Origin of the sequence: Streptomyces sp. NPDC059909, assembly GCF_042730885.1 — a bacterium.
In the GTDB taxonomy this organism is placed as follows: Bacteria; Actinomycetota; Actinomycetes; order Streptomycetales; family Streptomycetaceae; genus Streptomyces.
Window position 1 is genome coordinate 34,884 of record NZ_JBHWKX010000035.1, and the last position, 23,402, is coordinate 58,285.

Sequence of the window (23,402 nt, forward strand, 5' to 3'; positions counted from 1 at the left end):
GGGCGGCAACCACCCCGGGCGTTCCCCGACCGGTCACAGACCGAGCAACCAGCTACCGCCGCCGATCAGCGAGCACAGCGACACGGCATGGAAGAGGAAGAACCACATCGCGGGCGGCACATGCGTCAGCCGGGCCAGCTGGTCCGCGTCCGAGTCGGGCGCACCTCCGTGCCGGCGCTTCGCCTGCAGCTCGAAGGCCGGCCGTACGCCGCCGAGCAGCAGGAACCACACCGCGGCGTACGCGAACGCCGACTGCACCGCCGGCTCGGTCAGCCAGGACACCAGCAGGAAGGCCGCACCGGTGAGGATCACCGTGAGCGCCCCGTACACATTGCGGATCATCACCAGCATCGCGATCAGCAGCGCGGTCGCCACCCACAGGAGCAGCGTGATGCGGTGTGCGGCGAGCAGCCAGGCACCGCCGAGGCCGAGCAGCGGCGGGGCCGTGTAGCCCGCCGCCGCGGTGAGGATCATGCCGGGGCCGGTCGGCTTGCCGCGGCTGACGGTGAGGCCACTGGTGTCGGAGTGGAGCCGGATGCCCTGCAGGCTGCGGCCGGTGACCAGGGCGATCAGGCCGTGCCCGCCCTCGTGGGCGATCGTGATCGCGTTGCGGGACAGCCGCCACAGGGCGTGCGGGACCACCGCGACGAGGGCGAGCGCGGCCGTGGCTATGACCAGCCACTGCTCGGGCGCGGGCTGGGTGCCGAAGACTTCGGGAGTGGCCATTTCCGGGGTGGCTCCTCAGGACGCTCGGGGTCGTGGCAGTGTGGCACTTATGTGCGGACGGTATGCAGCGAGTCGCAGGCCCGAGGACCTGACGGGACTCTTCCAGATCGAGAAGTGGGAACCGGCGGAGACCCTGGCACCCGACTGGAACGTGGCCCCGACGAAAGAGGTCTACGCGGTACTCGAACGTCCTCTGAAGGACGCGGACGAGCGCCGTCCGGTTCGCCAGCTGCGGAAACTGAAGTGGGGACTGGTCCCCTCCTTCGCCAAGAACCCCGAGGGCGCGGCCCGGTTGATCAACGCCCGTGCGGAGACCGTCCACGAGAAGCCCTCGTTCCGCCGGCCCTTCCTCGCCCGCCGCTGCATCCTGCCCGCCGACGGCTACTACGAGTGGGTCACCGGCTCCGACGAGCGGCAGCTGGAGGTGGAGGGGAAGAAGAAGCGGCCCCGCAAGCAGCCGTACTTCGTCACCCCGGCCGACGGCTCGGTCTTCGCGATGGCCGGGCTGTACGAGTTCTGGCGCGACCGGACGCTGCCGGACGACCACCCGCAGGCCTGGTGGGTGACCTGCTCGGTGATCACGACGGAGGCGGAGACGAGCCCGCTGGCGGTCGCGCCCGCCGACGGCCCGCACTCGCTGTCCGACATCCACCCGCGGATGCCGCTGATGCTGACGGAGGACCGCTGGGACGCCTGGCTCGACCCGCGGCGTACGGACGTGGACGAACTGCGGGCGCTGCTCGCACCGCCGCCGCCCGGGCTGATGCGGGCATATCCGGTGACGACGGCGGTCAGCAACGTCCGCAACAACGGGCCCGAGCTGGTGGAGGAGCTGGAAGCTCCTGAGGTGGGCACGCTCTTCTGAGATCTCCCTTCCGGGACCTCCGGGGCCGGTGGTGTGACACTGCTTGTGTGACACAGAGCGAGATCGTCGAGACGCCCGCGGGAGACGCCCGCATCACCTGGCACCCCGCTGCCGGCAGGGCCCGGCTCGTGCTGGCCGCCGGCCATGGCGCGGGTGGTGGCATCGGGGCGCGTGACCTGCAGGCACTCGCCGCGGAGCTGCCGGCCGCCGGGGTGACCGTAGCCCTCGTGGAGCAGCCGTGGCGGGTGGCCGGCAAGCAGGTCGCACCCGCACCGAAGACCCTCGACACCGGCTGGCGGGGGCTGTGGCCCGCGCTGGAGAAGAAGGGCCTGCCGATCGTCGCGGGCGGGCGCAGCGCCGGGGCGCGCGTGGCCTGCCGCACGGCACGTGAGCTGGGCGCCCGTGCCGTACTCGCGCTGAGCTTCCCCCTGCACCCGCCGGGCAGGCCGGAGAAGTCCCGGGCGGACGAGCTGCTGGGTGCCGGGGTGCCCGTACTCGTCGTCCAGGGCGGCAAGGACCCCTTCGGGAAGCCGGAGGAGTTCCCCGAGGGGGAGTACGAGCTGATCGAGGTGGAATCCGCCGATCACGGGCTCTCCGTGCCCAAGCGGGCGGCGCTGACCCAGGAGGAGGCGCTGGCCACGGTCGTCGACGGCGTACGGAAGTGGATCACTGCTCTGGCCTGAACCTGCTCGGGTGCCGGCCCGGCCCTGCCTGGTCGTCCGGCGTGATCCTGCCCGGCGAGGACGGCCGCGCACGCCCGGGGAATAGCCGAGGGCCGGACCTCTGTTGACCCCCACGTCAGTGCAGGAGCTTGGAGAGGAAGTCCGTCGCATGGGTTCGACCATCTGCCCCAGTCGCTCGCACGCCTCTGACCTGGAGTGGACGGTCCTTCCGGCGGTCGGGACCGGCGCCCTTCGGGCGGCGGGCGGAGCGGTTGGTCGTCTATCCTCCGATTCGAGCGGGTCCGGTTTCGGTCTCGCCACAGCGTTGGAGGAGGTGGGTCCGGTCACTGGGACCGACGACGGCCGTACGGAAGAGACGACTGCCGAGCGCAACGCACGATTCGAGCGGGACGCTCTCGGTTATCTCGACCAGATGTATTCGGCCGCGCTGCGCATGACGCGGAACCCGGCCGACGCCGAGGATCTCGTACAGGAGACGTACGCGAAGGCGTACGGCTCGTTCCACCAGTTCCGCGAGGGTACGAACCTCAAGGCCTGGCTGTACCGCATCCTCACGAACACCTTCATCAACTCGTACCGCAAGAAGCAGCGCGAGCCGCAGCGCAGTGCCGCCGAGGAGATCGAGGACTGGCAGCTCGCGCGTGCCGAGTCCCATATGTCGACCGGCCTGCGCTCCGCCGAGTCCCAGGCGCTCGACCACCTGCCGGACTCCGACGTGAAGGAAGCCCTGCAGGCGATCCCCGAGGAATTCCGTATCGCCGTCTATCTGGCGGACGTAGAGGGCTTTGCCTACAAGGAGATCGCGGACATCATGGGAACACCCATCGGTACGGTGATGTCCCGACTGCACCGGGGCCGCCGCCAGTTGCGCGGAATGCTCGAGGACTACGCCCGTGAGCGCGGGCTGGTACCCGCGGGCGCCGGGGAGTCGACGAACGATCTGAAAGGCTCGGGCTCATGAGCTGCGGAGAGCCGCACGAGACGGATTGCGCAGAGGTACTCGACCATCTCTACGAGTTCCTCGACCGTGAGATGCCCGACGCCGACTGCACCAAGTTCGAGGTGCACTTCGAGGAGTGCTCCCCGTGCCTGGAGAAGTACGGACTGGAGAAGGCGGTCAAGAAGCTCGTCAAGCGCTGCTGCGGCCATGACGACGTGCCGGTCGATCTGCGGGCCAAGGTCATGGGCCGGATCGAGCTGATCAGGGCGGGCCAGTCCGTGCCGGAGCATGACGTGACGGCGGCGGAGGCGGATGTGCCGACCGCGAAGGCGGAGTAGCCGCTGCCGTAGAAGACGTGGCGAGGGGCGCACCGATGGGTGCGCCCCTTTCTCGTGCGCTGGGGCGTCGCCGGTCCTCCCGCCGGATTCCCGCCCTGGCGCACCTCGGGAATCGAGCCTGTGGAGATCGCTCGTGTCACCCGATGGTGCTAATCGGTCGTTTCCAGCCGCCGCGGATCGGTCAACTCGCTAGCCTGACGCTCTATTTGGGGGCGGCCGAGGAGGGCTGAGAGCGGGTGAGAGACATCCCGGGCGGGGCGCGTGCGCTCATTGTCTGCGCCGTGGCGTGCGCCGCCGTCTGTGCGCTCCCCTCGGTGCTCTCCGGAGGCGGCGTCTCCTGGAGCGCGGTCGCGCTGCTCGCCGGGGTCTACGCGGTGTGCGAGATGCCCGCCCGCTCCCCGTTGCTCGGGCGGGCCCTGGGCGGGGCCGTGCCCATGTGTGCCGGATCGTTCTTTCCCGTGCTTCTGGCGGCCGCACTGCTCCTGCCGCCCGCCGCGGCGGCGCTGGCCGCGGTGCCGGGCGCGCTGGTCGCCCACGTCGAGCAGCGGCCCGCGGGCGTACGGCGGATCTGGCGCACCGCCCAACTCGCCCTGGCCTCCTGGGCCGCCTCCTGGGCGGCCCTGCTGTGCGGGGGGATCGGCACCACGCCCGCCTTTCCCCGGGCGCTGCTCCCGGCCGGGGCCGCCGCGCTGGCGTTCTGCCTGGTCCTCGGCGTGCTCGACGGGGCCATCCTGACCACCGCCGAGCGACTGCCGGTACGGGCGGCCTGGCGCGGGCTCCTGCCCGGCTCGCTCGCCCCGCACACCGTCCACGGGCTGGCCGGGCTGATGATGGCCGTGCTGTGGCGCAGCCCGTACGGCCCCGCCTCCGCGCTGTTCGTCCTGCTGCCCATGTACATCTCCTGCTGGGTCTTCGCCCAGTACCACCGCGAACAGAGCGCCCACCGCTCGACCATCCGGGCCCTCGTGCAGGCCGTCGACATCAAGGACAAGTACACGCGCGGGCACAGCGAGCGCGTGGGGCGGGCGTCCGTACTGATCGCGCGGGAACTGGGCATGGACGAGGAACGGCTGGAGGTGCTCCGCTTCGCCGGGATCCTCCACGACGTGGGCAAGCTGGGCGTGCCCACGCGGGTGCTGCGCAAGGACGGTCCCCTCACACCGGACGAGCGGCGCGTCATCGAGCTGCACCCGGAGTACGGGCACGAGATCGTGCGCGGGATCGGCTTCCTCGGCGAGGCCAGGGCGGCGATCCTGCACCACCACGAACGCCTCGACGGCAGCGGCTACCCGTACGGACTGGCCGGCCGCCAGATCCCCGAGTTCGCCCGTGTCGTGGCCGTCGCCGACGCCTTCGACGCGATGACCTCGACCCGCTCCTACCAGCGGGCCCGCCCGGTCGAGACGGCGGTCGAGGAGCTGAAGCGCTGCGCGGGCACCCAGTTCGACCCCAAGATGGTCCGCGCCCTCGTGCGCGCCCTGACCCGCCACGGCTGGCAGACGGCCGTCACCGCGGACGAGCCCCTGCCGGGCCCGGTGGGTCACCCCTCCGGCGCCCCGGCCCCGGCAGGAGCCCCGGCGCCCGCGACCGGGTCGAGCCGCGCCGCCGGGGCCTCCCGGACGCCGTCGGAGCCCCAGGGACCCGTTCCCGCCCCGGCCGCCGTCATGCACCAGGCGCGCACCCCCGGACATACGGGGACCCCCGCTCCGGCCCCCGGCGACCGGGTGCGCCGCGTGGTCGATGCCGTCGTCGGGGCGCGGGCCGCCCGGAGCCTGGCCGAGAGGCGGCGGGGCGGATGAGACGGCGGGTCCCCCCGACCGTCGCGGGCGTGTACGGGGCCGCCGCGGCGCTCACCGGTGCCGGGCTCGGGTGGACGGGGTGGACCGGGCTCGAGGACCCCGGGATCGCGCTCGCGTTCGGGGTGCTCATCGCCGTCGGGGAGCTGGCCCGCTGGGGCGCGCTGCCGGGGGAGCGCGAGCCCGCGCCGCTCGGCTCGGCCGGTGCGCTGGCCTACGCGCTGCTCGACGAGAGCGCCGGCAGGAGCAGCACGCACGGCGTCCTCCAGGTCGTCGCGGTCGTCGTCGCGGGCGCCCTCGCGGGCCTCGTCCCGCACATCGCGCGCGGCCGCGGCCCCGAGCTCGACCAGGTGGCCCGCCGCGTGCTCACCGTCGCGTTCGCGGCGGTGTGCTTCCAACCGCTCCACCACTCGGGCGAGTTGGCCGACCGCATCGGCAAGGGCCCGTACTACGTGCTCTACCTGCTGCTCCTCCTCGTGCTCACCGCGCTCTGCGACGCCGTGCTGGCCGCTCTGATGCTGCGCGCCCGCACCCGCTACCCGTACGGCCCGCTGCTCCGCGACGAACTGCGCTCGCTCCTCGGCATCGGCTCCGCCGTCTGCGCCACCGGCGCCGTCATGGCGCTCGGCGTCGCCGTCGCCGGACTCTGGGCGCTCCCCGTCTTCTGCGTACCGCTGCTGCTGACCCAGCTGTCCTTCCGGCGCTACGCGGCGGTACGGACCACCTACCGCCAGACGATCGCCTCGCTCGCCCGGGCCACCGAGATCGCCGGCTACACCCCCCAGGGCCACGCCCACCGCGTGGCCGCGCTCAGCACCGCCGTCGGCCGTGAGCTGGGACTCTCCGGGCCCGAGCTCACCGTTCTGGAGTACGCGGCGCTCATGCACGACATCGGGCAGCTCTCCCTCGTCGACCCCGTACCGGAGGGTGCCACCGCCCGCCTGCCCGCCGCCGAGCAGCGGCGTATCGCCCTGCTGGGCGGCGCCGTGGTGCGCCAGACCGGTGTGCCCGCTGCCGTCGCGGTGGTCGTCGAGCGGCAGGCGGACCCGTACCGGGAGCAGCCGCTTCCCGCCCGTATCGTCCGTGCCGTCAACGCGTACGACGATCTCACCGGTGAAAGTGCGACAGGCGCGCTCGGCGCACTGGAGGAGCTGCGCCTCGGGACCGCCCGCGACTACCAGCCGGAAGTCGTGGAGTCCCTCGCCCGCGTCCTGGCCCGTGAAGGGCCGGGCCCGCAGGGCCTGCGTTGAGGGTGGTGGCGGGAGACGGGCGGGCGGTCTGGCCCCCGCCCAGTCTGGGTAACCCATGGGTAATGAGCGGGCGTCCGACCGGGCATGGTTGGATGCGAATGAAGGCAGAAACAGGAGACACGGCTACAAAGACACGGACGGCCATGTGTCCGGGGGAAGTGACCCGAGCGACCGGCAGGCGGGAATCGTGAGGATCTTCGGGAAGGTACGGCATCGGCCCTCCGCCTCTTGGCGGCAGGCCACCGACCGCGCGTTCACGCTGATCGGCGACGGCCGGTACGAGGACGCGGGTGCGCTGCTGACCCGCGCGGCGGACCTGGAGCCCTGGCTCTCGGAGTCCTGGTTCAATCTGGCGCTGCTGCACAAGTTCCGGCACGACTGGGAGCAGGCGCGCGCCGCGGGCCTGCGCGCCGTCGCGCTGCTCGACAAGGAGACCGGCGCCCCCGACTGGTGGAACGTCGGCATCGCCGCCACCGCCCTGCAGGACTGGCCGCTGGCCCGCCGCGCCTGGCAGGCGTACGGGCTGCGGGTGCCGGGCGACGCCGCCGCGAGCGGCGAGCCCGTCGGCATGGAGCTGGGCAGCGCGGCCGTACGGCTGTCGCCCGAGGGCGAGGCCGAGGTCGTGTGGGGTCGCAGGCTCGACCCTGCCCGCATAGAGGTGCTGTCCATCCCCCTGCCGTCGTCCGGCCGCCGTTGGGGCGAGGTCGTCCTGCACGACGGCGTACCGCATGGCGAGCGCACCACCGCCGCGGGACACAGCTTCCCCGTCTTCGACGAGATCGAGCTCTGGGCGCCCTCGCCCGTCCCGACCTGGGTGGTGCTGCTGGAGGCCGCCGACGAGGAGGACCGGGACGCGCTGGAGCAGCTCGCCGCGGACGCCGGCTTCGCCGCGGAGGACTGGTCGTCCTCCGTACGGCTGCTCTGCCGCGCCTGCTCCGAGAGCCGGATGCCGAGCGCCGAGGGCGACGGCGAGCACCTGGACCCGCACGACCACAGCGAACCGGGCCACCCGGGTCCGCTGGGCCACCGCACGGCCGGGGACCTGTGGGTGCCCGAGCGCGAATGCGGGATCGCGGCGCCCGCCGGTCTGGTGCGCGGGCTGCTCGACGGCTGGGTCGCGGACAGCCCGGACACCCGTGAGTGGCGGGATCTCGAGGAAGTCTGCTGACCCGGGGCCGTAGGCTGTACGGAACAACCAGACGGGCACCGAGGAAGGCGTACGGCGGACAATGGCGCAGCAGGAGACGGACCAGCAGACGGACCAGCAGGTCAACGATGGTTTCGTCGTGGACACGGAGGACTGTGAGGAGCGTGAGCGGGCCTACCGCGAGCGCGGCACGGCCCGTCCCATCACCGTCGTCGGCAACCCTGTGCTCCACAAGGAGTGCAAGGACGTCACCGAGTTCGACGACAAGCTCGCGGCGCTGATCGACGACATGTTCGCCAGCCAGCGGGCTGCGGAGGGCGTGGGCCTGGCCGCCAACCAGATCGGTGTGGACCTGAAGGTCTTCGTCTACGACTGCCCGGACGACGAGGGCGTACGTCACACCGGCGTCGTCTGCAACCCGGTGCTGCAGGAGCTGCCGCCGGAGCGCCGTGTGCTCGACGACTCGAACGAGGGCTGCCTGTCCGTCCCGACGGCGTACGCCTCGCTGGCCCGGCCGGACTACGCCGAGGTGCACGGGCAGGACGCCGAGGGCAAGCCGATCAAGGTGCGGGGCACCGGCTACTTCGCCCGCTGCCTGCAGCACGAGACGGACCATCTGTACGGCTACCTGTACATCGACCGGCTGTCGAAGCGTGACCGCAAGGACGCGCTGAAGCAGATGGCGGAGGGCACGCCGCGCTACGAGACCGTGCCGAACGACTGACGTCGCATTCCACGCGGTGAGGGCCCCGTTCCGGTGACCGGTGCGGGGCCCTCGCCTTGCCGCCAATGGGCGGACAAATGACGGCTGTCCATGCCCTGTTGACGCGCGTTGACCGGACCGCCAGTCTCAGGCGTGCACGCGCTCATCCCATCCGGTGGACTCGTCATGGAGGGCCGATGCCCAGACGTACCGCACGACTCCTGCTGTCCTTTGTCATGCTCATGGCTGCCTCACTCGGTGGTGTGATGGCCATGGCCGGCACCGCCCACGCCGACGGCTGCTACACCTGGTCCCGCACCCTCTCGCAGGGGACATCCGGCGCCGACGTCACCCAGCTGCAGATCCGGGTCGGGGGCTACCCCGGCTACGGTGCGGTCCTCGCCGTCGACGGCGACTACGGCCCGGCGACCGCCGCCGCCGTCAAGCGCTTCCAGTCGGCGTACGGACTAACCGCCGACGGCATCGCGGGACCCCAGACCTTCAACAAGCTCTACGCCCTCCAGGACGACGACTGCACCCCGATCCACTTCACCTACGCCGAGCTCAACGACTGCAACTCCACCTGGGCGGGCGGCGCGGTGAGCGCGGCCACCGCCAAGTCCAACGCGCTGCGCACGATGTGGAAGCTGGAAGCCATGCGGCACGCCCTCGGCGACCAGCCCATCACCGTGACCAGCGGCTTCCGCTCGTACGCCTGCAACAGCGCGGTCGGCGGGGCCTCCGACAGCCGCCATCTCTACGGCGACGCGGCCGACCTCGGCGCGGGCCCGCACTCCCTGTGCAAGCTGGCCCAGCAGGCCCGTAACCACGGCTTCAACGGCATCCTCGGCCCCGGCTACCCGGGCCACAGCGACCACACCCACGTCGACCACCGCGCAAGCCGCTACTGGTCGGCGTCGAGCTGCGGAATCTGACCCCGGCCGGACCGCTCCCCCGGCCCTGACGTGCTCACGCGGCCCTGACGGGCCCGCGGAAGGTACGCCGGTACGCATTCGGCGTCGTGCCGAGCGTACGGAGGAAGTGGTGGCGCAGGGCGGCCGCGTTGCCGAATCCGGCGCGGCCCGCGATCGCGTCCACCGTGTCGTCCGTGGCCTCCAGCAACTCCTGCGCCAGCAGCACCCGCTGGCGCAGGAGCCAGCGGTACGGCGTCGTGCCCGTCTCCTGCTGGAAGCGGCGCGCGAAGGTCCGCGGCGACATGTGCGCCCGCACCGCCAACTGCTCCACGGTCAGCTCACGGTCGAGATGGCGCTCCATCCAGGCGAGCACCTCGCCGACCGTGTCGCAGCGCGTGCGTGGCAGCGGCCGGTCGATGTACTGCGCCTGCCCGCCGTCCCGGTGCGGCGGTACCACCATCCTGCGGGCGATCTTGTTGGCGACCTCCGGACCGTACTCGCTGCGCACCAGATGCAGACAGGCGTCGATCGCGGCGGCCGTGCCGGCCGAGGTGATCACCGGCCCTTCGTCCACGTACAGCACATCGGGATCGACGAGCGCCCGCGGATGGCGGCGCGCCAGCGCGGCGGCATGGCGCCAGTGGGTCGTGCAGCGCCTCCCGTCCAGCAGCCCCGCGGCCCCCAGCACGAACGCGCCGGTGCACACCGACAGCACCCGCGCGCCCCGGTCGACGGCCGCGCGCAGCGCCTCCAGCAACGCCTCCGGGTACGCGCGCTGCACATAATTGCTCCCGGTCGGCACGGCGATCAGATCGGCCTCCGCCAGCCGGTCGAGCCCGTGCTCCACGTCCAGCGTGAACCCGGCATGGGTGCGCAGCCGCGGCCCCTCCGCAGAGGCGACGGCGAAGTCGAGGACAGGAAGTCCGTCGTCGCTGCGGTCCAGCCCGAAGACCTCACAGAGGACCCCGAGCTCGAAGGGATGCACACCGTCGAGCAGGACGGTCGCCACGTTCTTCAGCATGGATTCAGTGTGGCAGTAATTCGATGGTTGGCGACAGTCCTGCCACTGACGTTTCCGGGGCCCGGCGACGAGAGTGGAGGACATGAACACATTCCTCAGCTACCTCGTCATCCTGGGGGTCCTCGTCCTCGTCGGGCTGCCGTCACTCATCGGGTACGCGAGGGACCGCGCCATCGACCGTCAGCTGCACCAAGCGGAGCGCCGTGAGGCCGAGCGAACGGGGGCCCGGACCGTCACCCGGCCCGGGCCCCCGCCCGTAGGTGTCCGGCCTGGCCGTCAGAAGTCCTCGTCCAGGTCCACCGAACCCTCAACGGCCACCTGATACGCGGACGGGCGGCGCTCGAAGAAGTTCGTGAGCTCCTGGACGCCCTGGAGCTCCATGAAGGAGAACGGATTCTGCGAGCCGTAGACCGGGGCGAAGCCGAGCCGGGTGAGCCGCTGGTCGGCGACGCACTCCAGGTACTCGCGCATCGACTCGGTGTTCATGCCCGGCAGGCCGTCACCGCACAGATCGCGGCCGAACTGCAGTTCTGCCTCCACCGCCTCCCTGAGCATGTCGGTGACCTGCTGCTGGAGTTCGTCGTCGAAGAGCTCCGGCTCCTCCTTGCGGACCGTGTCCACGACCTCGAAGGCGAAGTTCATGTGCATCGTCTCGTCGCGGAACACCCAGTTGGTGCCGGTCGCCAGGCCGTGCAGCAGCCCCCGGGAGCGGAACCAGTACACGTACGCGAAGGCGCCGTAGAAGAACAGCCCCTCGATGCACGCCGCGAAGCAGATCAGGTTCAGCAGGAAGCGGCGGCGGTCGGCCCGGGTCTCCAGGCGGTCGATCGTCTCGACCGAGTCCATCCACTTGAAGCAGAACTGGGCCTTCTCGCGGATCGAGGGGATGCTCTCGACGGCGGCGAAGGCGGCCGTGCGGTCCTCGGGATCGGGAAGGTACGTGTCCAGCAGGGTCAGATAGAACTGGACGTGCACGGCCTCCTCGAAGAGCTGGCGGGAGAGGTACAGCCGCGCCTCGGGGGAGTTGATGTGCTTGTAGAGCGTCAGCACCAGGTTGTTCGCGACGATGGAGTCGCCGGTCGCGAAGAAGGCCACGAGCCGGCCGATCAGGTGCTGCTCACCGGGGGAGAGCTTGGCGAGGTCGGCGACGTCGGAGTGGAGGTCGACCTCCTCCACGGTCCACGTGTTCTTGATCGCGTCCCGGTAGCGCTCGTAGAAGTCCGGATAGCGCATCGGACGGAGCGTCAGTTCGAAGCCCGGGTCGAGCAGATTCTTCGTTTCCGTGGTCGTCATCACTGGCAGGCCTCGCAGGACTCGGGGTTCTCAAGGGAGCAGGCGATCGCGTCGGCGTCGGGGGCCGCCTGCTGTACGGGGACGGTGGTGGCGGCCGGCTTCGCGCCGGAGGCGGCGCGGGCGATGCGGGTCGCCGGGCGGGAGCGCAGGTAGTACGTCGTCTTCAGGCCCTGCTTCCATGCGTACGCGTACATCGAGCTGAGCTTGCCGATGGTCGGCGTCTCCATGAAGAGGTTCAGCGACTGGGACTGGTCCAGGAACGGGGTGCGGGCCGCCGCCATGTCGATGAGGCCGCGCTGCGGGATCTCCCACGCCGTGCGGTACAGCTCCCGCACATCCGCCGGGATCCAGTTGAGGCCCTGCACCGAGCCGCTGGAATCGCGCAGCGCCTCGCGGGTCTGTGCGTCCCAGACGCCGAGCTTCTTCAGGTCGTCCACCAGGTAGGAGTTGACCTGCAGGAACTCACCGGAGAGCGTCTCGCGCTTGAAGAGGTTGGAGACCTGCGGCTCGATGCACTCGTACACACCCGCGATCGACGCGATGGTCGCGGTCGGCGCGATGGCGAGGAGGAGGGAGTTGCGCATCCCGGTCGCGGCGATCCGGGCGCGCAGTGCCGCCCAGCGCTCGGGCCAGGTGAGCTCGACGTCGTAGTGGTCGGGGTGCAGCACACCGCGCGCCGCCCGGGTCTGCTCCCAGGCGGGCAGCGGGCCGTTGCGCTCGGCGAGGTCGCAGGACGCCTCGTACGCCGCCAGCATGATCCGCTCGGCGATACGCGTCGACAGGGCCTTCGCCTCCGCCGAGTCGAAGGGCAGCCGCAGCTTGAAGAAGACGTCCTGCAGGCCCATGGCGCCGAGGCCCACCGGGCGCCACCTGGCGTTGGAGCGGCCGGCCTGCTCGGTCGGGTAGAAGTTGATGTCGACGACGCGGTCCAGGAACGTCACGGCCGTACGGACGGTCTCGTCGAGCCGCTCCCAGTCGATGGCGCCGGCCGGCGTGACGAAGGCGCCGAGGTTGACCGAGCCGAGGTTGCAGACGGCCGTCTCGCCGTCGTCGGTGACCTCGAGGATCTCCGTGCAGAGGTTCGAGGAGTGCACGACTCGGCCCGGCTCGGCGGTCTGGTTCGCGGTCCGGTTGGAGGCGTCCTTGAAGGTCATCCAGCCGTTGCCGGTCTGGGCGAGCGTGCGCATCATCCGGCCGTACAGCTCACGCGCCGGAATGGTCCTGCGGGCGAGGCCCGCCGCCTCCGCCTTGCGGTACGCGGCGTCGAAGTCGTCGCCCCACAGGTCGACGAGCTCCGGCACGTCGGCCGGTGAGAACAGCGACCAGTCGGCGTCCTCCTGCACCCGGCGCATGAACTCGTCCGGAATCCAGTGCGCCAGGTTGAGGTTGTGCGTACGCCGCGCTTCCTCGCCCGTGTTGTCGCGCAGCTCCAGGAACTCCTCGATGTCCGCGTGCCAGGTCTCCAGGTAGACGCAGGCCGCGCCCTTGCGACGGCCGCCCTGGTTCACTGCGGCGACGGAGGAGTCGAGGGTCCGCAGGAACGGCACGATGCCGTTGGAGTGCCCGTTGGTGCCACGGATCAGCGAACCGCGGGAGCGGATACGGGAGTACGAGAGTCCGATCCCGCCGGCGTGCTTGGAGAGCCGTGCGACCTGGTGGTAGCGGTCGTAGATGGAGTCGAGCTCGTCCAGCGGGGAGTCCAGCAGGTAGCAGGACGACATCTGGGGATGGCGGGTGCCGGAGTTGAAGAGCGTGGGGGAGGAGGGCAGATAGTCCAGCCGGCTCATCAGCGCGTACAGCGAGGCGACTTCGTCGAGGGCGCGCAGGGAGTCGTCCTCGGCGAGGCCGGCGGCCACGCGCAGCATGAACTGCTGCGGCGTCTCGATCACCTTGCGCGTGATGGGGTGCCTCAGGAGATAGCGGCTGTAGAGCGTGCGCAGACCGAAGTAGCCGAAGCGGTCGTCCGCGGCGGTGTCGATCAGGGCGTCGAGCCGGGCGGAGTGGGTGCGGACGAACGCGGCCGTGCGGTCCGCGATCAGGCCCTCGCGGTGGCCGACGGCGATGGAGTCGGAGAAGGCGGCCGCCCCCTGTGAGGCCGCCTCCTCCGTGATCGTGAGGCTGAGCAGCCGGGCCGCCAGATGCGAGTACGCCGGGTCCTCGGAGATCAGCCCCGCGGCCGCCTCGGTCGCGAGCTCCCGCAGTTCGGCCTCGTCCGAGCCCGCGTGCCGGCCGCGCAGCGCGGCGGCGGCGACCCGGCCCGGGTCGGTGTCGGGGAGTTCGGCGGTGAGGTCGGTCAGGGTCCGCAGCAGCGCGGTGCCTGGACCGTCGGCTCCGTCGGCACGCTGCGTTGAGGCAGGATCGGGCGGCGCGATGGTCACGGGGTGCTCTCCCTCGCTCGGCTCGGGGCCGGCGGGGGCGCTCGGGGCACGGGCGCACGCCTGTGGGGGCAGGTGCGCCGCGTCCACCGGCCTTTTCCGCGAGGCCCGGACGTCTCGGCACCCGGGCCGGACGGTCCGGGTGCGCCGTCGGCAGGTCCTTGGACTCGCGGGCGCGCGCAAACGCACACCGGCACACCATTGCGGGACAGTTCCGGATTCGCACCGGATTCCCCTGTGGCGACAGCGAGCATGAGCATACATGTGGGGGCGGGGAGTTGCGTCACCCCCCACATGTTGTGTCGCGAGGGCCGTTGGAGCGCTGGAGCTATGAGCGCCGGAGCTCCAGGGCGTACGTCAGCAGGGGCAGCATCCCGGGGATCGGCTCCCAGTCCCGCTCGGGGGTCCGTACGAAGCCCAGGCGCTCGTAGATGCGGTGCGCGGTGTGCATGGTGCGCTGGGTGGACAGCACGAGGCGTACGCAGCCGTCGGTGGCCCGCGCCCGGTCGACGCACGCCCGGACGAGTGCCTCGCCGGCACCCCGGCCGCGCCCCTCCCTCGCCACGTCGAGCATCCGGAACTCGGCCTCGCCCGCGCGTGCGATGTCGGCCCATGGTCCGCCGGACGCGACGTACGTCACCCCGCCGAGCACCTGCCCCTCCGCGCTCGCGGCGACGAGCACCTCGGCGTCCGCGGCCCGTGCCGCCACGTCCCGCAGGACGTGCAGATACTCGTCGCTCTCCCCGAAGTCGAGCAGCCCGTCCCCGAGATACGCCTCCGCGGTGATGGCGCCGAGCACGTCGTACTCGGCGGGTTCGGCGCGCCTGATGATGAAGTCCATACCGGTCAGTCTTCCGCACCGGTACGACAGCGGTTCGGGGGACGGGGGCGCCTGCGGCGGAGCCGTACATCGGGCACTGCCCCGCCCCGCCCTTTCCTGAACTGGGGCTCCGCCGCAGACCCCGTATCCGGGGGCTCCGCCCCCGAGTCCCCTTCCCCGATGCCCTGGCGGGCGTGTGGGGGGGCTCATTCGAGCCCGTCCGGCGTTCGAGGACGGACACGCGGGCGGACCGTGCGGTACCGGGCACGTCCCTGGGGGTCCGGGGCTTGCCCCGGCTCGGGCAGGTGCCGCGAAAAAGCGATCGGCGCAGGCTCGTCGAGCCTGCGCCGATCGCCGGCGGGACCTCTGCGGGTCAGTGCGTGCTCGCGCCGAGCTTCGGGAGCTCCGCCTGGACGCCCGCGTCCCCCGCGTCCGCCGTGTAGTCCTCCGGGGACGTCTCGTCGACCCCGTCCGGTGCCTTCACCGCGCGCAGGACGAACGTCAGGACGACCGTGACCACCAGGTTCAGCACGAAGGCCGTCAGGCCGATGTAGCCGATCTCGCCGATGCCGGGGATCTCGGCCGAGGACCCGCCGAAGTGCTTCTGCGTGGGGCTCGCGACGCCGTACGCCGCCAGCGTGCCGTACAGCATGCCGGCCGCCCAGCCCGCGATCAGCGCCCAGCGGTGGAACCACGGCGTGAAGAGGCCGCCGACCAGTGCCGGGAAGGTCTGCAGGATCCAGATGCCGCCCAGCAGCTGGAAGTTGATGGCGACCGTCTTGTCCATCGTCAGGACGAAGACCAGCGCGCCCACCTTCACCAGCAGCGACACCAGCTTCGACACCTTGGTCTCCTGCTCCGGCGTCGCGTCCGGCTTCAGGAAGTCCTTGTAGATGTTCCGCGTGAAGAGGTTCGCCGCCGCGATCGACATGATCGCCGCCGGTACCAGCGCGCCGATGCCGATGGCCGCGAAGGCCACACCCGCGAACCAGTCGGGGAACATGTTCTCGAACAGCTGCGGGATGGCGAGCTGACCGTTGGTCACCTTCACCCCGGCCGCGATCGCCATGAAGCCGAGCAGCGCCAGCAGCCCGAGCATCAGCGAGTACAGCGGCAGGATCGTCGTGTTGCGGCGGATCACCTCACGGCTGCGCGAGGACAGCGTCGCCGTGATCGAGTGCGGGTACATGAAGAGCGCGAGCGCCGAGCCGAGCGCCAGCGTGGCGTAACCCCACTGGCCCAGCTCCCCGGGCACCAGCGCGCCTCGCGGCTTCTCCGTCACCGGGTTGATCTGCGCGAACGCGTCGCCCGCCTTGGCGAAGATGTCGTCGAAGCCGCCGAGCTTGATCGGGATGTAGATGATCGCGACCGCGATCACGATGTAGATCAGCGTGTCCTTGACGAAGGCGATCAGCGCCGGCGCCCGCAACCCGGACGAGTACGTGTACGCCGCCAGCACACCGAAGGCGATCAGCAGCGGCAGGTCCTTGATGAACCAGTGCGTGGTCTCGCCGCCGCCGACACCCATGACGTCCAGCACGGCCTGGATGCCGACGAGCTGCAGCGCGATGTACGGCATGGTCGCGAGGATGCCGGTCACCGCGACCGCCAGCGACAGCCCCTTCGAGCCGAAGCGCCCGCGCACGAAGTCGGACGTCGTCACGTAGCCGTGCTTGTGCGACACGGACCACAGCCGCGGCAGGAAGGTGAAGATCAGCGGGTAGACGAGGATCGTGTACGGCACCGCGAAGAAGCCCGCCGCGCCCGCCGCGTAGATCGCCGCGGGTACGGCGACGAAGGTGTACGCGGTGTAGAGGTCGCCGCCCAGCAGGAACCAGGTCACCCAGGTGCCGAACGAGCGGCCGCCCAGGCCCCATTCGTCCAGGCTGTTCTCGTTCTCGGCCCTGCGCCAGCGCGAGGCGAGGAAGCCCATGACCGTGACGGCCAGGAAGAAGAAGATGAAGACGGCGAGTGCGACGCCGTTCACGCCGTCCTTCACTTCGACGCCCCTTCCTTGCGGGCGCGCTGGTCACGGCGCCACAGCTGGTAGGCCACCATCGTCAGCGCCGTCGATACGACGACCCAGAGCATCTGGTACCAGTAGAAGAACGGGATCCCGGCGACGGTGGGCTCGACCTTCGCGTACGAGCCGACCCAGAGCATCGCGACGAACGGCGCGACCAGGCAGAGGGCCACCACCGCCCGGACCGGGGTGACGACCGGTTTTCTGTGTTCGGGTACTTCGGACATGAGCGGCTCCGTCCCGTCGCTGATCAGCGGTGCTGATGTAACGCGCACGAAATCTAGGGGACGGTTCCGCTTGATGGAACCCTTGTCCGGATAGCGGAGGAGGCAATCGCCGAACGGCTCGGCTCAGCCGCTCGGCGGCCGAAATCGACCGCTCGGCGGCTGATTCCGACCGCTCAACCACTCATTCGGACCGCTCGGCCCGCCTTCGGGGCTCAGTCCGCCTCAGTCCGCTTCGGGTCGCTGCAGCCTCGCCACGAACTTGTACCGGTCTCCCCGGTACACCGACCGCACCCACTCCACCGGTTCGCCGTTCCTGTCCAGCGAGTGCCGGGACAGCATCAGCATCGGCAGGCCCACGTCCGTACCCAGCAGTCCCGCCTCGCGCGGTGTGGCCAGCGAGGTCTCGATCGTCTCCTCGGCCTCTGCCAGATGGACGTCGTACACCTCGGCCAATGCCGTGTAGAGCGACGTGTACTTGACGAGCGAACGCCGCAGTGCCGGGAAACGCTTCGCCGACAGATGCGTCGTCTCGATCGCCATCGGCTCGCCGCTCGCCAGTCGCAGCCGCTCGATCCGCAGCACCCGTCCGCCCGGCGAGATGTCCAGCAGCCCGGCCAGCGTGTCGTCGGCTGTGACGTATCCGATGTCCAGCAGCTGGGACGTGGGCTCCAGACCCTGCGCCTTCATGTCCTCGGTGTACGAGGTGAGCTGGAGGGCCTGCGACACCTTGGGCTTCGCGACGAACGTGCCCTTGCCCTGGATCCGTTCCAGCCGGCCCTCGACGACCAGCTCCTGGAGGGCCTGTCGCACGGTCGTGCGCGAGGTGTCGAACTCGGCGGCCAGGGTGCGCTCGGGCGGGACGGGCGTGCCGGGCGGCAGCGTCTCCGTCATGTCGAGCAAGTGCCTCTTGAGCCGGTAGTACTTGGGCACGCGTGCGGTACGGGTTCCCGTCCCGCCTTCCGTCTCCGTGCCGCCCCCGTCCGTGGCCATGGCATGCCTTCCCGACTCGTGTGCTGCTGCCGTCACCGGCACCTCCGTCTGTTGCGGCTCACATGGTGGCACGGTCCGGTCACGGGTCGTCGCCCTCCCTCAGGTGTCGGTCCGATAACGGACGCGACAGCCCTTCTTATACACCCTTGACACCCCTAAAGGTCTAGGCCAAGCTCCCGAGTACTGGTCTAAACCATTAAAGACCAAGTCCCAGCCCCACGAGCAGTACTCGGCGTATGCCTCCGTATGTCTTCGCGGTGGGCGGGGGGTTGCAGCATCCCTGAGGAGGGTGGCGTGAAGCGCAAGCTCATCGCGGCGATCGGCGTCGCGGGCATGATGGTCAGCATTGCCGCATGTGGCTCCGACAGCGACAAGGGCGGGGACAAGGCCGGAGCGGACGTCAAGGAGCTCACCGTCTGGCTGACGGTCGACGCCCAGAACAACTGGCCCGAGCTCGTCAAGGCGGCCGACGACGCGGTCGTCAAGAAGCACCCCGGCATCAAGATCAAGCACGAGTACTACGGCTGGCCGGACAAGAACGCCAAGCTCGACGCCGTGCTCGCCACGGACAAGGCCCCCGACGTGGTCGAGATGGGCAACACCGAGATGCTCGGCTACATGGTGAAGGGTGCCTTCGCCGAGGTCGACCCGGCGAAGTTCGAGCAGTCCGACGCCTGGCTGGACGGCCTCAAGGAGTCCGTCACGTACGACGGCAAGGCCTACGGCGTTCCGTACTACGCCGGTGGCCGCGTGGGCAACTGGCGCAAGGACGTCGCCGCCGAGGCCGGCGTGAAGACCCCGCCGAAGACCTACGCCGAGCTGACCGCGGCCCTCGACAAGATCCAGGCGAAGAAGGGCAACAAGTTCAGTGCCTGGTACCAGCCTTCGCCGGACTGGTACGCCGCGATGTCCTTCGTCTACGACGCGGGCGGCGCCATCGCGAAGAAGGAGGGCGACCAGTGGAAGGCCAGCCTCTCCTCGCCCGAGTCCATCAAGGGCCTCAACGAGTACAAGAACGTCCTCGACAAGTACATGAAGGCCGACAAGACCAAGGACGAGTCGGACCGGTACATCGTGTACGGCCAGGGCAACGCCGGCATGATCTTCGGCGCGGCCTGGGAAGGCGCCACCTCCGAGGCCCCGGAGAACGACAAGACCGGCAAGCTCAAGGGCAACCTCGAGAACTTCGTGATGCCCGCCCCGTCCGGCAAGAACCTCCCCGTCTTCCTCGGCGGCTCGGACCTGGCCATCCCGGTCAAGTCCAAGGCGCAGGGCGTCGCCGCCGAGTGGATCAACGCCTTCACCGGCGCCCAGGGCCAGAAGGGTCTGATCGGCAAGGGCAACCTGCCGAACAACAAGACCGACCTGGCGACCCTCAAGGCCGACCCGAAGACGGTCGTCCCCGCCACCGCCGCCGAGTCCAACTGGTTCGTCCCGATGGCACCGGGCTGGGGCCAGGTCGAGAAGGCCCAGACCCTCAAGACGATGCTCCGGGACATCGGCACCGGCAAGAAGACGGTCGAGGAGGCCGCGAAGGCTGCGGACGCCGCGATCGACAAGGTCATCAACACCAAGTGACCTTCCGGCAGGGCTCCGTCGGTCGTCGACGGAGCCCTGCTCCCGTACGAGGAGAGGGACCGCTGAGGAGCGCCCGATGAGTGCCGCAGACACAACCACTGCCAAGGTGCCGCCGACGCGGCCATCGTCAACCAAGGGTGCCGGGACCGGGGCCGGATCCGGGGGAGCCGGGAATCCGGGGAAGCAGCGTGCGGGCGGCCGGGTCTCCGGACTGCCCTGGGCGCTCCTCGCGCCCTGCCTGGTCATCCTGCTGCTGGTCCTCGGCTATCCGCTGGTCCGGCTGGTCACCCTCTCCTTCCAGAAGTTCGGGCAGGCGCAGCTGTGGGGCTTCCAGGAGCCCGAGTCGGTCGGCTTCGACAACTTCACCAAGATCCTGGGCGACGGCGAGTTCTGGTCCGTCGTCGTCCGCACGGTGGTCTTCGCCGGCGGCGCGGTCGTCTTCACGATGGTCCTCGGCATGCTGATCGCCCTGCTGCTCCAGCGCGTCTCGGGCTGGGTGAAGACGCTCATCAACATCGCGCTCGTGGCGAGCTGGGGCATGCCCATCATCGTCGCCACCGCGATCTTCAAGTGGCTCTTCGACACCGACTACGGCGTCCTCAACTGGGTGCTCAGCCGGCTGCCCGGCGTCGACATGATCGGGCACAACTGGTTCGCCGGCGGCCCGCAGGGTCTCGCCGTCATCATGCTGCTGGTCGTCTGGGGCGCCGTGCCCTTCGTCGTGATCACGCTGAGCGCAGGACTCACCCAGGTGCCCAAGGAGCTCGAAGAGGCCGCCCGCCTCGACGGCGCCGGCGCGTGGGGCGTCTTCCGGTACGTCACGCTGCCGATCCTCAAGCCCATCATCGTGATGCTCACGACGCTCTCGGTGATCTGGGACATGGGTGTCTTCCCGCAGGTCTTCGTGATGCGCAACGGGCACCCGGAGGCCGAGTTCCAGCTGCTGACCACGTACTCGTACGACAAGGCCTTCGTCGTCAACGACTACGGCGGCGGCTCGGCGATCGCGCTTGTCACCGTGCTCCTGCTGCTCGGTGTGGTCGCGGTCTACATGCGCCAGATGCTCAAGATCGGAGAAGTCGAGTGAGCGCTGTGACTCAAGGCGCCGTACGCCGTCCCGCGAAGCCCCGCAAGAGCAAGCTCGGCTGGAACCTGCTCGGCCTGCTGGTCTTCGTCTCCGCGGGCTTCCCGGTCTACTGGATGCTCAACACGGCCTTCAAGCCGGCCAAGGACGCCATCGACCCGAACCCGCACTTCTTCCCCAGGACGTTCACCCTGGAGAACTTCTCGCGGGCCTTCGACATCGCCGACTTCTGGGGCCCCGTCGGCCGCAGTCTCGTCGTGTCGCTCGTCGTGGTCGCCATCGGCATCGTCGTCGGCATGCTCGCGGCGCTCGCCATCTCGCGCTTCGCCTTCCGCGGCCGCAAGATCGTGATCGTGGGCATCCTGGCCGTCCAGATGGTCCCGCTGGTCGCCATGATCATCCCGGTCTTCCTGCTGCTCAACGACCTCGGTCAGTACGACAAGCTCACCGGCCTGATCATCACGTACCTCACCTTCATCCTCCCCTTCACGGTGTGGACGCTGCGCGGGTTCATCGTCAACATCCCGCGGGAGCTGGAGGAGGCGGCCATGGTCGACGGCTGCACCCGCACCGGCGCCTTCGTGCGCGTGGTCTTCCCGCTGCTCGCGCCGGGCATGGTGGCGACGTCCGTGTACGGGTTCATCCAGGCGTGGAACGAGTACCTGTACGCGCTGATGCTGATGAGCCAGCAGAACCAGACGGCCACCGTCTGGCTCGGCAACTTCACCACCAAGCACGGCACCGAATACGCCCCGATGATGGCCGGCGCCACCATGATGGCCGTCCCCATCGTGATCCTCTTCCTCCTCGTCCAGCGCAAGATGGCCGCAGGTCTGACGGCCGGCGCAGTGAAGGGATGACGCCGCCTCATGACGACGCTCGCACACGGCACCGACACGCTCACTCGTGACGCACTCGCCGTCCTCCAGCCCGGCTTTCTCGGCACCACCGCGCCCGACTGGCTGCTGCGCCGGATCGGCGAAGGGCTCTCCTCCGTGGGCCTGTTCGGCCGCAACATCGCCTCGCCCGAGCAGCTCGCGGCGCTGACCGCGCAGTTGCGGGCCGAGCGGGACGACGTCATCGTCGCCATCGACGAGGAGGGCGGGGACGTCACCCGCCTGGAGGTCCGGAGCGGTTCCTCCTTCCCCGGCAACTACGCCCTCGGGTCCGTCGACGACGTCGAGCTGACCCGGGGCGTGGCCGCGGAGCTCGGCCGCAGACTGGCCGCCTGCGGGGTCGATCTGAACTGGGCTCCTTCGGCCGATGTCAATTCAAACCCGAACAATCCGGTCATCGGGGTGCGTTCCTTCGGTGCCGATCCCCTGCTGGTCGCCCGGCACACCGCCGCGTACATCGAGGGGCTGCAGTCCGCGGGAGTGGCTGCATGCACCAAGCACTTCCCGGGTCACGGTGACACGGCCGTCGACTCGCACCACGCCCTGCCCCGCATCGACGTGGACTTGGCCACGTTGCACGCCCGTGAGCTGCTGCCCTTCCGCGCAGCCATCGCAGCGGGTTCCAAGTCGGTCATGAGCGCGCATATCCTGCTGCCTGCGCTCGACCCGAACCGCCCGGCGACCCTGAGCCCGCAGATCCTCACCGGTCTGCTGCGCCAGGAGCTGGGCTTCGACGGACTCATCGTCACGGACGGCATGGAGATGCAGGCCATCGCCGCGACGTACGGGATCGAGCGCGGCAGTGTCCTCGCGATCGCCGCCGGTGCCGACGCGATCTGTGTCGGTGGCGGCCTGGCCGACGAGGACACCGTGCTGCGGCTGCGCGACGCGCTGGTCACCGCGGTACGCGAGGGCGAACTGCCCGAGGAACGACTGGCCGACGCGGCCGCGCGCGTGCGCGCGCTCGCGGACTGGACCAGGGGGGCCAGGGGGGCGGCATCGGAGCCGGGCGCGGCTTCACAGGAGGGGACCGCGCCCGGCACCGGCACCGGTAGCGGCATCAGCTCCGACATCGGCCTCGTGGCGGCGCGGCGGGCCCTGCGCGTCACGGCGGAGGAGCGGCCCTTCGAGCCCCTGACCTCGCCGCCGTACGTCGCCGCGTTCACGGCCGTCGCCAACATCGCCGTCGGGGACGAGACCCCCTGGGGCGTCGCGGCGGAACTGGCCCGGCTGCTGCCGGGCACGGAGACGGGGACGTTCACGGACGCTGCGGTCGACGACGTCCTGCTCGCCGCGGGAGACCGCCGGATCGTCGCGGTCGTCCGCGACGTCCACCGGCACGCGTGGATGACCGAGTCCCTGGACGCCCTTCTGGCGGCCCGCCCGGACATGATCGTGGTGGAGATGGGCGTCGACGAGGCCCCGCCGCGCGGCGCGCTCCACATCGCCACCCGGGGTGCGGCCAGAGTCTGCGGCATCGCCGCCGCGGAGGCCCTCACGGGCGCGTAGGCACGCTCACGGCCCCCGGTTCCGCGAGGCGGAACCGGGGGCCGTGGTGCTTGTGTGGCCGCACCGCTCCGCGGGTCGCAGCGGTGCGCACGGCGTCTTCGCCGGCATCCATTCCGTCGGGCCCTCAGGGCGAAGTCCGGGGGACGAACGGGTGGGCACGGACCGTCCACTGGCCCGCACCCGCACAGCCACGATGCCGGGCCGCTTCCCCGTGGGAGCGGCCC

Annotated in this window: 21 protein-coding genes and 1 riboswitch; of the genes, 13 read left to right on the forward strand and 8 right to left on the reverse strand. The window is 70.5% G+C overall.

The window, feature by feature from the left end; all coding sequences use genetic code 11:
- Positions 1-33: 33 nt before the first annotated feature.
- Positions 34-726, reverse strand: coding sequence for a M50 family metallopeptidase (locus ACFV9O_RS23425; RefSeq protein ID WP_385420837.1), 693 nt, complete (start codon positions 724-726; stop codon positions 34-36).
- A gap of 49 nt (positions 727-775) precedes the next feature.
- Here ACFV9O_RS23425 and ACFV9O_RS23430 point away from each other — a divergent pair, with 49 nt between their 5' ends.
- From ACFV9O_RS23430 to ACFV9O_RS23470, 9 genes are all read left to right on the forward strand, one after another.
- Entirely contained in the window at positions 776-1,591 is an 816-nt protein-coding gene (locus tag ACFV9O_RS23430) for an SOS response-associated peptidase (protein ID WP_385420839.1), read from the forward strand.
- 47 nt (positions 1,592-1,638) lie between these two features.
- Entirely contained in the window at positions 1,639-2,274 is a 636-nt protein-coding gene (locus tag ACFV9O_RS23435; protein WP_385420841.1) for an alpha/beta family hydrolase, read from the forward strand.
- A 313-nt stretch (positions 2,275-2,587) separates the two neighbouring features.
- Positions 2,588-3,235 carry a sigma-70 family RNA polymerase sigma factor gene (locus ACFV9O_RS23440; RefSeq protein WP_385420843.1) on the forward strand — a complete coding sequence of 216 codons (648 nt, stop codon included), beginning with the start codon at positions 2,588-2,590 and terminating at the stop codon, positions 3,233-3,235.
- Positions 3,232-3,552, forward strand: a complete 321-nt coding sequence (gene rsrA, locus ACFV9O_RS23445; RefSeq protein WP_385420845.1) for a mycothiol system anti-sigma-R factor — start codon at positions 3,232-3,234, stop codon at positions 3,550-3,552. Before ACFV9O_RS23440 ends, rsrA begins: the two co-directional genes overlap by 4 nt.
- A 236-nt stretch (positions 3,553-3,788) precedes the next feature.
- Complete coding sequence (locus ACFV9O_RS23450; RefSeq protein ID WP_385420847.1) at positions 3,789-5,351, forward strand: HD-GYP domain-containing protein; 1,563 nt, start codon at positions 3,789-3,791, stop codon at positions 5,349-5,351.
- On the forward strand, positions 5,348-6,598 hold the full coding sequence (locus tag ACFV9O_RS23455; RefSeq protein WP_385420849.1) for an HD-GYP domain-containing protein: 1,251 nt from the start codon (positions 5,348-5,350) through the stop codon (positions 6,596-6,598). Before ACFV9O_RS23450 ends, ACFV9O_RS23455 begins: the two co-directional genes overlap by 4 nt.
- 187 nt (positions 6,599-6,785) lie before the next feature.
- Positions 6,786-7,766, forward strand: a complete 981-nt coding sequence (locus ACFV9O_RS23460; protein WP_385420851.1) for a tetratricopeptide repeat protein — start codon at positions 6,786-6,788, stop codon at positions 7,764-7,766.
- A 61-nt stretch (positions 7,767-7,827) separates the two neighbouring features.
- Positions 7,828-8,469 carry a peptide deformylase gene (def, locus tag ACFV9O_RS23465; protein WP_385420853.1) on the forward strand — a complete coding sequence of 214 codons (642 nt, stop codon included), beginning with the start codon at positions 7,828-7,830 and terminating at the stop codon, positions 8,467-8,469.
- Between the two features lie 176 nt (positions 8,470-8,645).
- Positions 8,646-9,383, forward strand: coding sequence for a D-Ala-D-Ala carboxypeptidase family metallohydrolase (locus tag ACFV9O_RS23470; protein ID WP_385420855.1), 738 nt, complete (start codon positions 8,646-8,648; stop codon positions 9,381-9,383).
- A gap of 34 nt (positions 9,384-9,417) precedes the next feature.
- On the opposite strand, the gene ACFV9O_RS23475 is transcribed toward ACFV9O_RS23470, so the two are convergent.
- The 7 genes from ACFV9O_RS23475 to ACFV9O_RS23505 form a co-directional block, all read right to left on the reverse strand.
- Positions 9,418-10,383, reverse strand: coding sequence for a GlxA family transcriptional regulator (locus ACFV9O_RS23475; RefSeq protein WP_385420857.1), 966 nt, complete (start codon positions 10,381-10,383; stop codon positions 9,418-9,420).
- Positions 10,384-10,659: 276 nt separating this feature from the next.
- Entirely contained in the window at positions 10,660-11,676 is a 1,017-nt protein-coding gene (locus ACFV9O_RS23480; protein WP_385420858.1) for a ribonucleotide-diphosphate reductase subunit beta, read from the reverse strand.
- Positions 11,676-14,054 (reverse strand): ribonucleoside-diphosphate reductase subunit alpha, encoded by a 2,379-nt coding sequence (locus tag ACFV9O_RS23485; RefSeq protein ID WP_385420859.1) that lies wholly within the window; start codon positions 14,052-14,054, stop codon positions 11,676-11,678. The genes ACFV9O_RS23480 and ACFV9O_RS23485 overlap by 1 nt, the downstream gene beginning before the upstream one ends.
- Positions 14,055-14,185: 131 nt before the next feature.
- Positions 14,186-14,318: riboswitch (cobalamin riboswitch) on the reverse strand.
- Positions 14,319-14,379: 61 nt separating this feature from the next.
- Positions 14,380-14,892, reverse strand: a complete 513-nt coding sequence (locus ACFV9O_RS23490) for a GNAT family N-acetyltransferase (protein ID WP_385420861.1) — start codon at positions 14,890-14,892, stop codon at positions 14,380-14,382.
- A gap of 352 nt (positions 14,893-15,244) precedes the next feature.
- A complete protein-coding gene (mctP, locus tag ACFV9O_RS23495) occupies positions 15,245-16,870 on the reverse strand; it encodes a monocarboxylate uptake permease MctP (protein WP_385420863.1) in 1,626 nt (541 codons plus the stop codon).
- Positions 16,867-17,121: a DUF3311 domain-containing protein gene (locus tag ACFV9O_RS23500; RefSeq protein WP_385420865.1), complete on the reverse strand. Its 255-nt coding sequence runs from the start codon at positions 17,119-17,121 to the stop codon at positions 16,867-16,869. The genes mctP and ACFV9O_RS23500 overlap by 4 nt, the downstream gene beginning before the upstream one ends.
- A 222-nt stretch (positions 17,122-17,343) precedes the next feature.
- Positions 17,344-18,111: a GntR family transcriptional regulator gene (locus ACFV9O_RS23505; protein ID WP_385420928.1), complete on the reverse strand. Its 768-nt coding sequence runs from the start codon at positions 18,109-18,111 to the stop codon at positions 17,344-17,346.
- Positions 18,112-18,405: 294 nt separating this feature from the next.
- Here ACFV9O_RS23505 and ACFV9O_RS23510 point away from each other — a divergent pair, with 294 nt between their 5' ends.
- The 4 genes from ACFV9O_RS23510 to ACFV9O_RS23525 all read left to right on the forward strand — a co-directional run bounded on the left by ACFV9O_RS23510 (position 18,406) and on the right by ACFV9O_RS23525 (position 23,178).
- Positions 18,406-19,689 (forward strand): extracellular solute-binding protein, encoded by a 1,284-nt coding sequence (locus tag ACFV9O_RS23510; RefSeq protein WP_385420867.1) that lies wholly within the window; start codon positions 18,406-18,408, stop codon positions 19,687-19,689.
- Positions 19,690-19,765: 76 nt separating this feature from the next.
- Entirely contained in the window at positions 19,766-20,776 is a 1,011-nt protein-coding gene (locus tag ACFV9O_RS23515; RefSeq protein ID WP_385420869.1) for a carbohydrate ABC transporter permease, read from the forward strand.
- Positions 20,773-21,633 (forward strand): carbohydrate ABC transporter permease, encoded by an 861-nt coding sequence (locus tag ACFV9O_RS23520; RefSeq protein WP_385420871.1) that lies wholly within the window; start codon positions 20,773-20,775, stop codon positions 21,631-21,633. The genes ACFV9O_RS23515 and ACFV9O_RS23520 overlap by 4 nt, the downstream gene beginning before the upstream one ends.
- A 9-nt stretch (positions 21,634-21,642) precedes the next feature.
- The gene (locus tag ACFV9O_RS23525) at positions 21,643-23,178 is read left to right on the forward strand and encodes a glycoside hydrolase family 3 protein (RefSeq protein WP_385420873.1); all 1,536 of its coding nucleotides are present in this window, start codon (positions 21,643-21,645) and stop codon (positions 23,176-23,178) included.
- Positions 23,179-23,402 lie beyond the last annotated feature (224 nt).

Excerpts from the sequence above, each read along its gene's own strand:
- rsrA (WP_385420845.1), top strand. The coding sequence starts at position 3,232 with ATGAGCTGCGGAGAGCCGCACGAGACGGATTGCGCAGAGGTACTCGAC.
- ACFV9O_RS23515 (WP_385420869.1), top strand. The coding sequence starts at position 19,766 with ATGAGTGCCGCAGACACAACCACTGCCAAGGTGCCGCCGACGCGGCCA.
- ACFV9O_RS23455 (WP_385420849.1), top strand. The coding sequence starts at position 5,348 with ATGAGACGGCGGGTCCCCCCGACCGTCGCGGGCGTGTACGGGGCCGCC.
- ACFV9O_RS23525 (WP_385420873.1), top strand. The coding sequence starts at position 21,643 with ATGACGACGCTCGCACACGGCACCGACACGCTCACTCGTGACGCACTC.
- def (WP_385420853.1), top strand. The coding sequence starts at position 7,828 with ATGGCGCAGCAGGAGACGGACCAGCAGACGGACCAGCAGGTCAACGAT.
- ACFV9O_RS23490 (WP_385420861.1), bottom strand. The coding sequence starts at position 14,892 with ATGGACTTCATCATCAGGCGCGCCGAACCCGCCGAGTACGACGTGCTC.
- ACFV9O_RS23470 (WP_385420855.1), top strand. The coding sequence starts at position 8,646 with ATGCCCAGACGTACCGCACGACTCCTGCTGTCCTTTGTCATGCTCATG.
- ACFV9O_RS23505 (WP_385420928.1), bottom strand. The coding sequence starts at position 18,111 with ATGGCCACGGACGGGGGCGGCACGGAGACGGAAGGCGGGACGGGAACC.
- ACFV9O_RS23480 (WP_385420858.1), bottom strand. The coding sequence starts at position 11,676 with ATGACGACCACGGAAACGAAGAATCTGCTCGACCCGGGCTTCGAACTG.
- ACFV9O_RS23500 (WP_385420865.1), bottom strand. The coding sequence starts at position 17,121 with ATGTCCGAAGTACCCGAACACAGAAAACCGGTCGTCACCCCGGTCCGG.
- ACFV9O_RS23430 (WP_385420839.1), top strand. The coding sequence starts at position 776 with ATGTGCGGACGGTATGCAGCGAGTCGCAGGCCCGAGGACCTGACGGGA.
- ACFV9O_RS23425 (WP_385420837.1), bottom strand. The coding sequence starts at position 726 with ATGGCCACTCCCGAAGTCTTCGGCACCCAGCCCGCGCCCGAGCAGTGG.
- ACFV9O_RS23475 (WP_385420857.1), bottom strand. The coding sequence starts at position 10,383 with ATGCTGAAGAACGTGGCGACCGTCCTGCTCGACGGTGTGCATCCCTTC.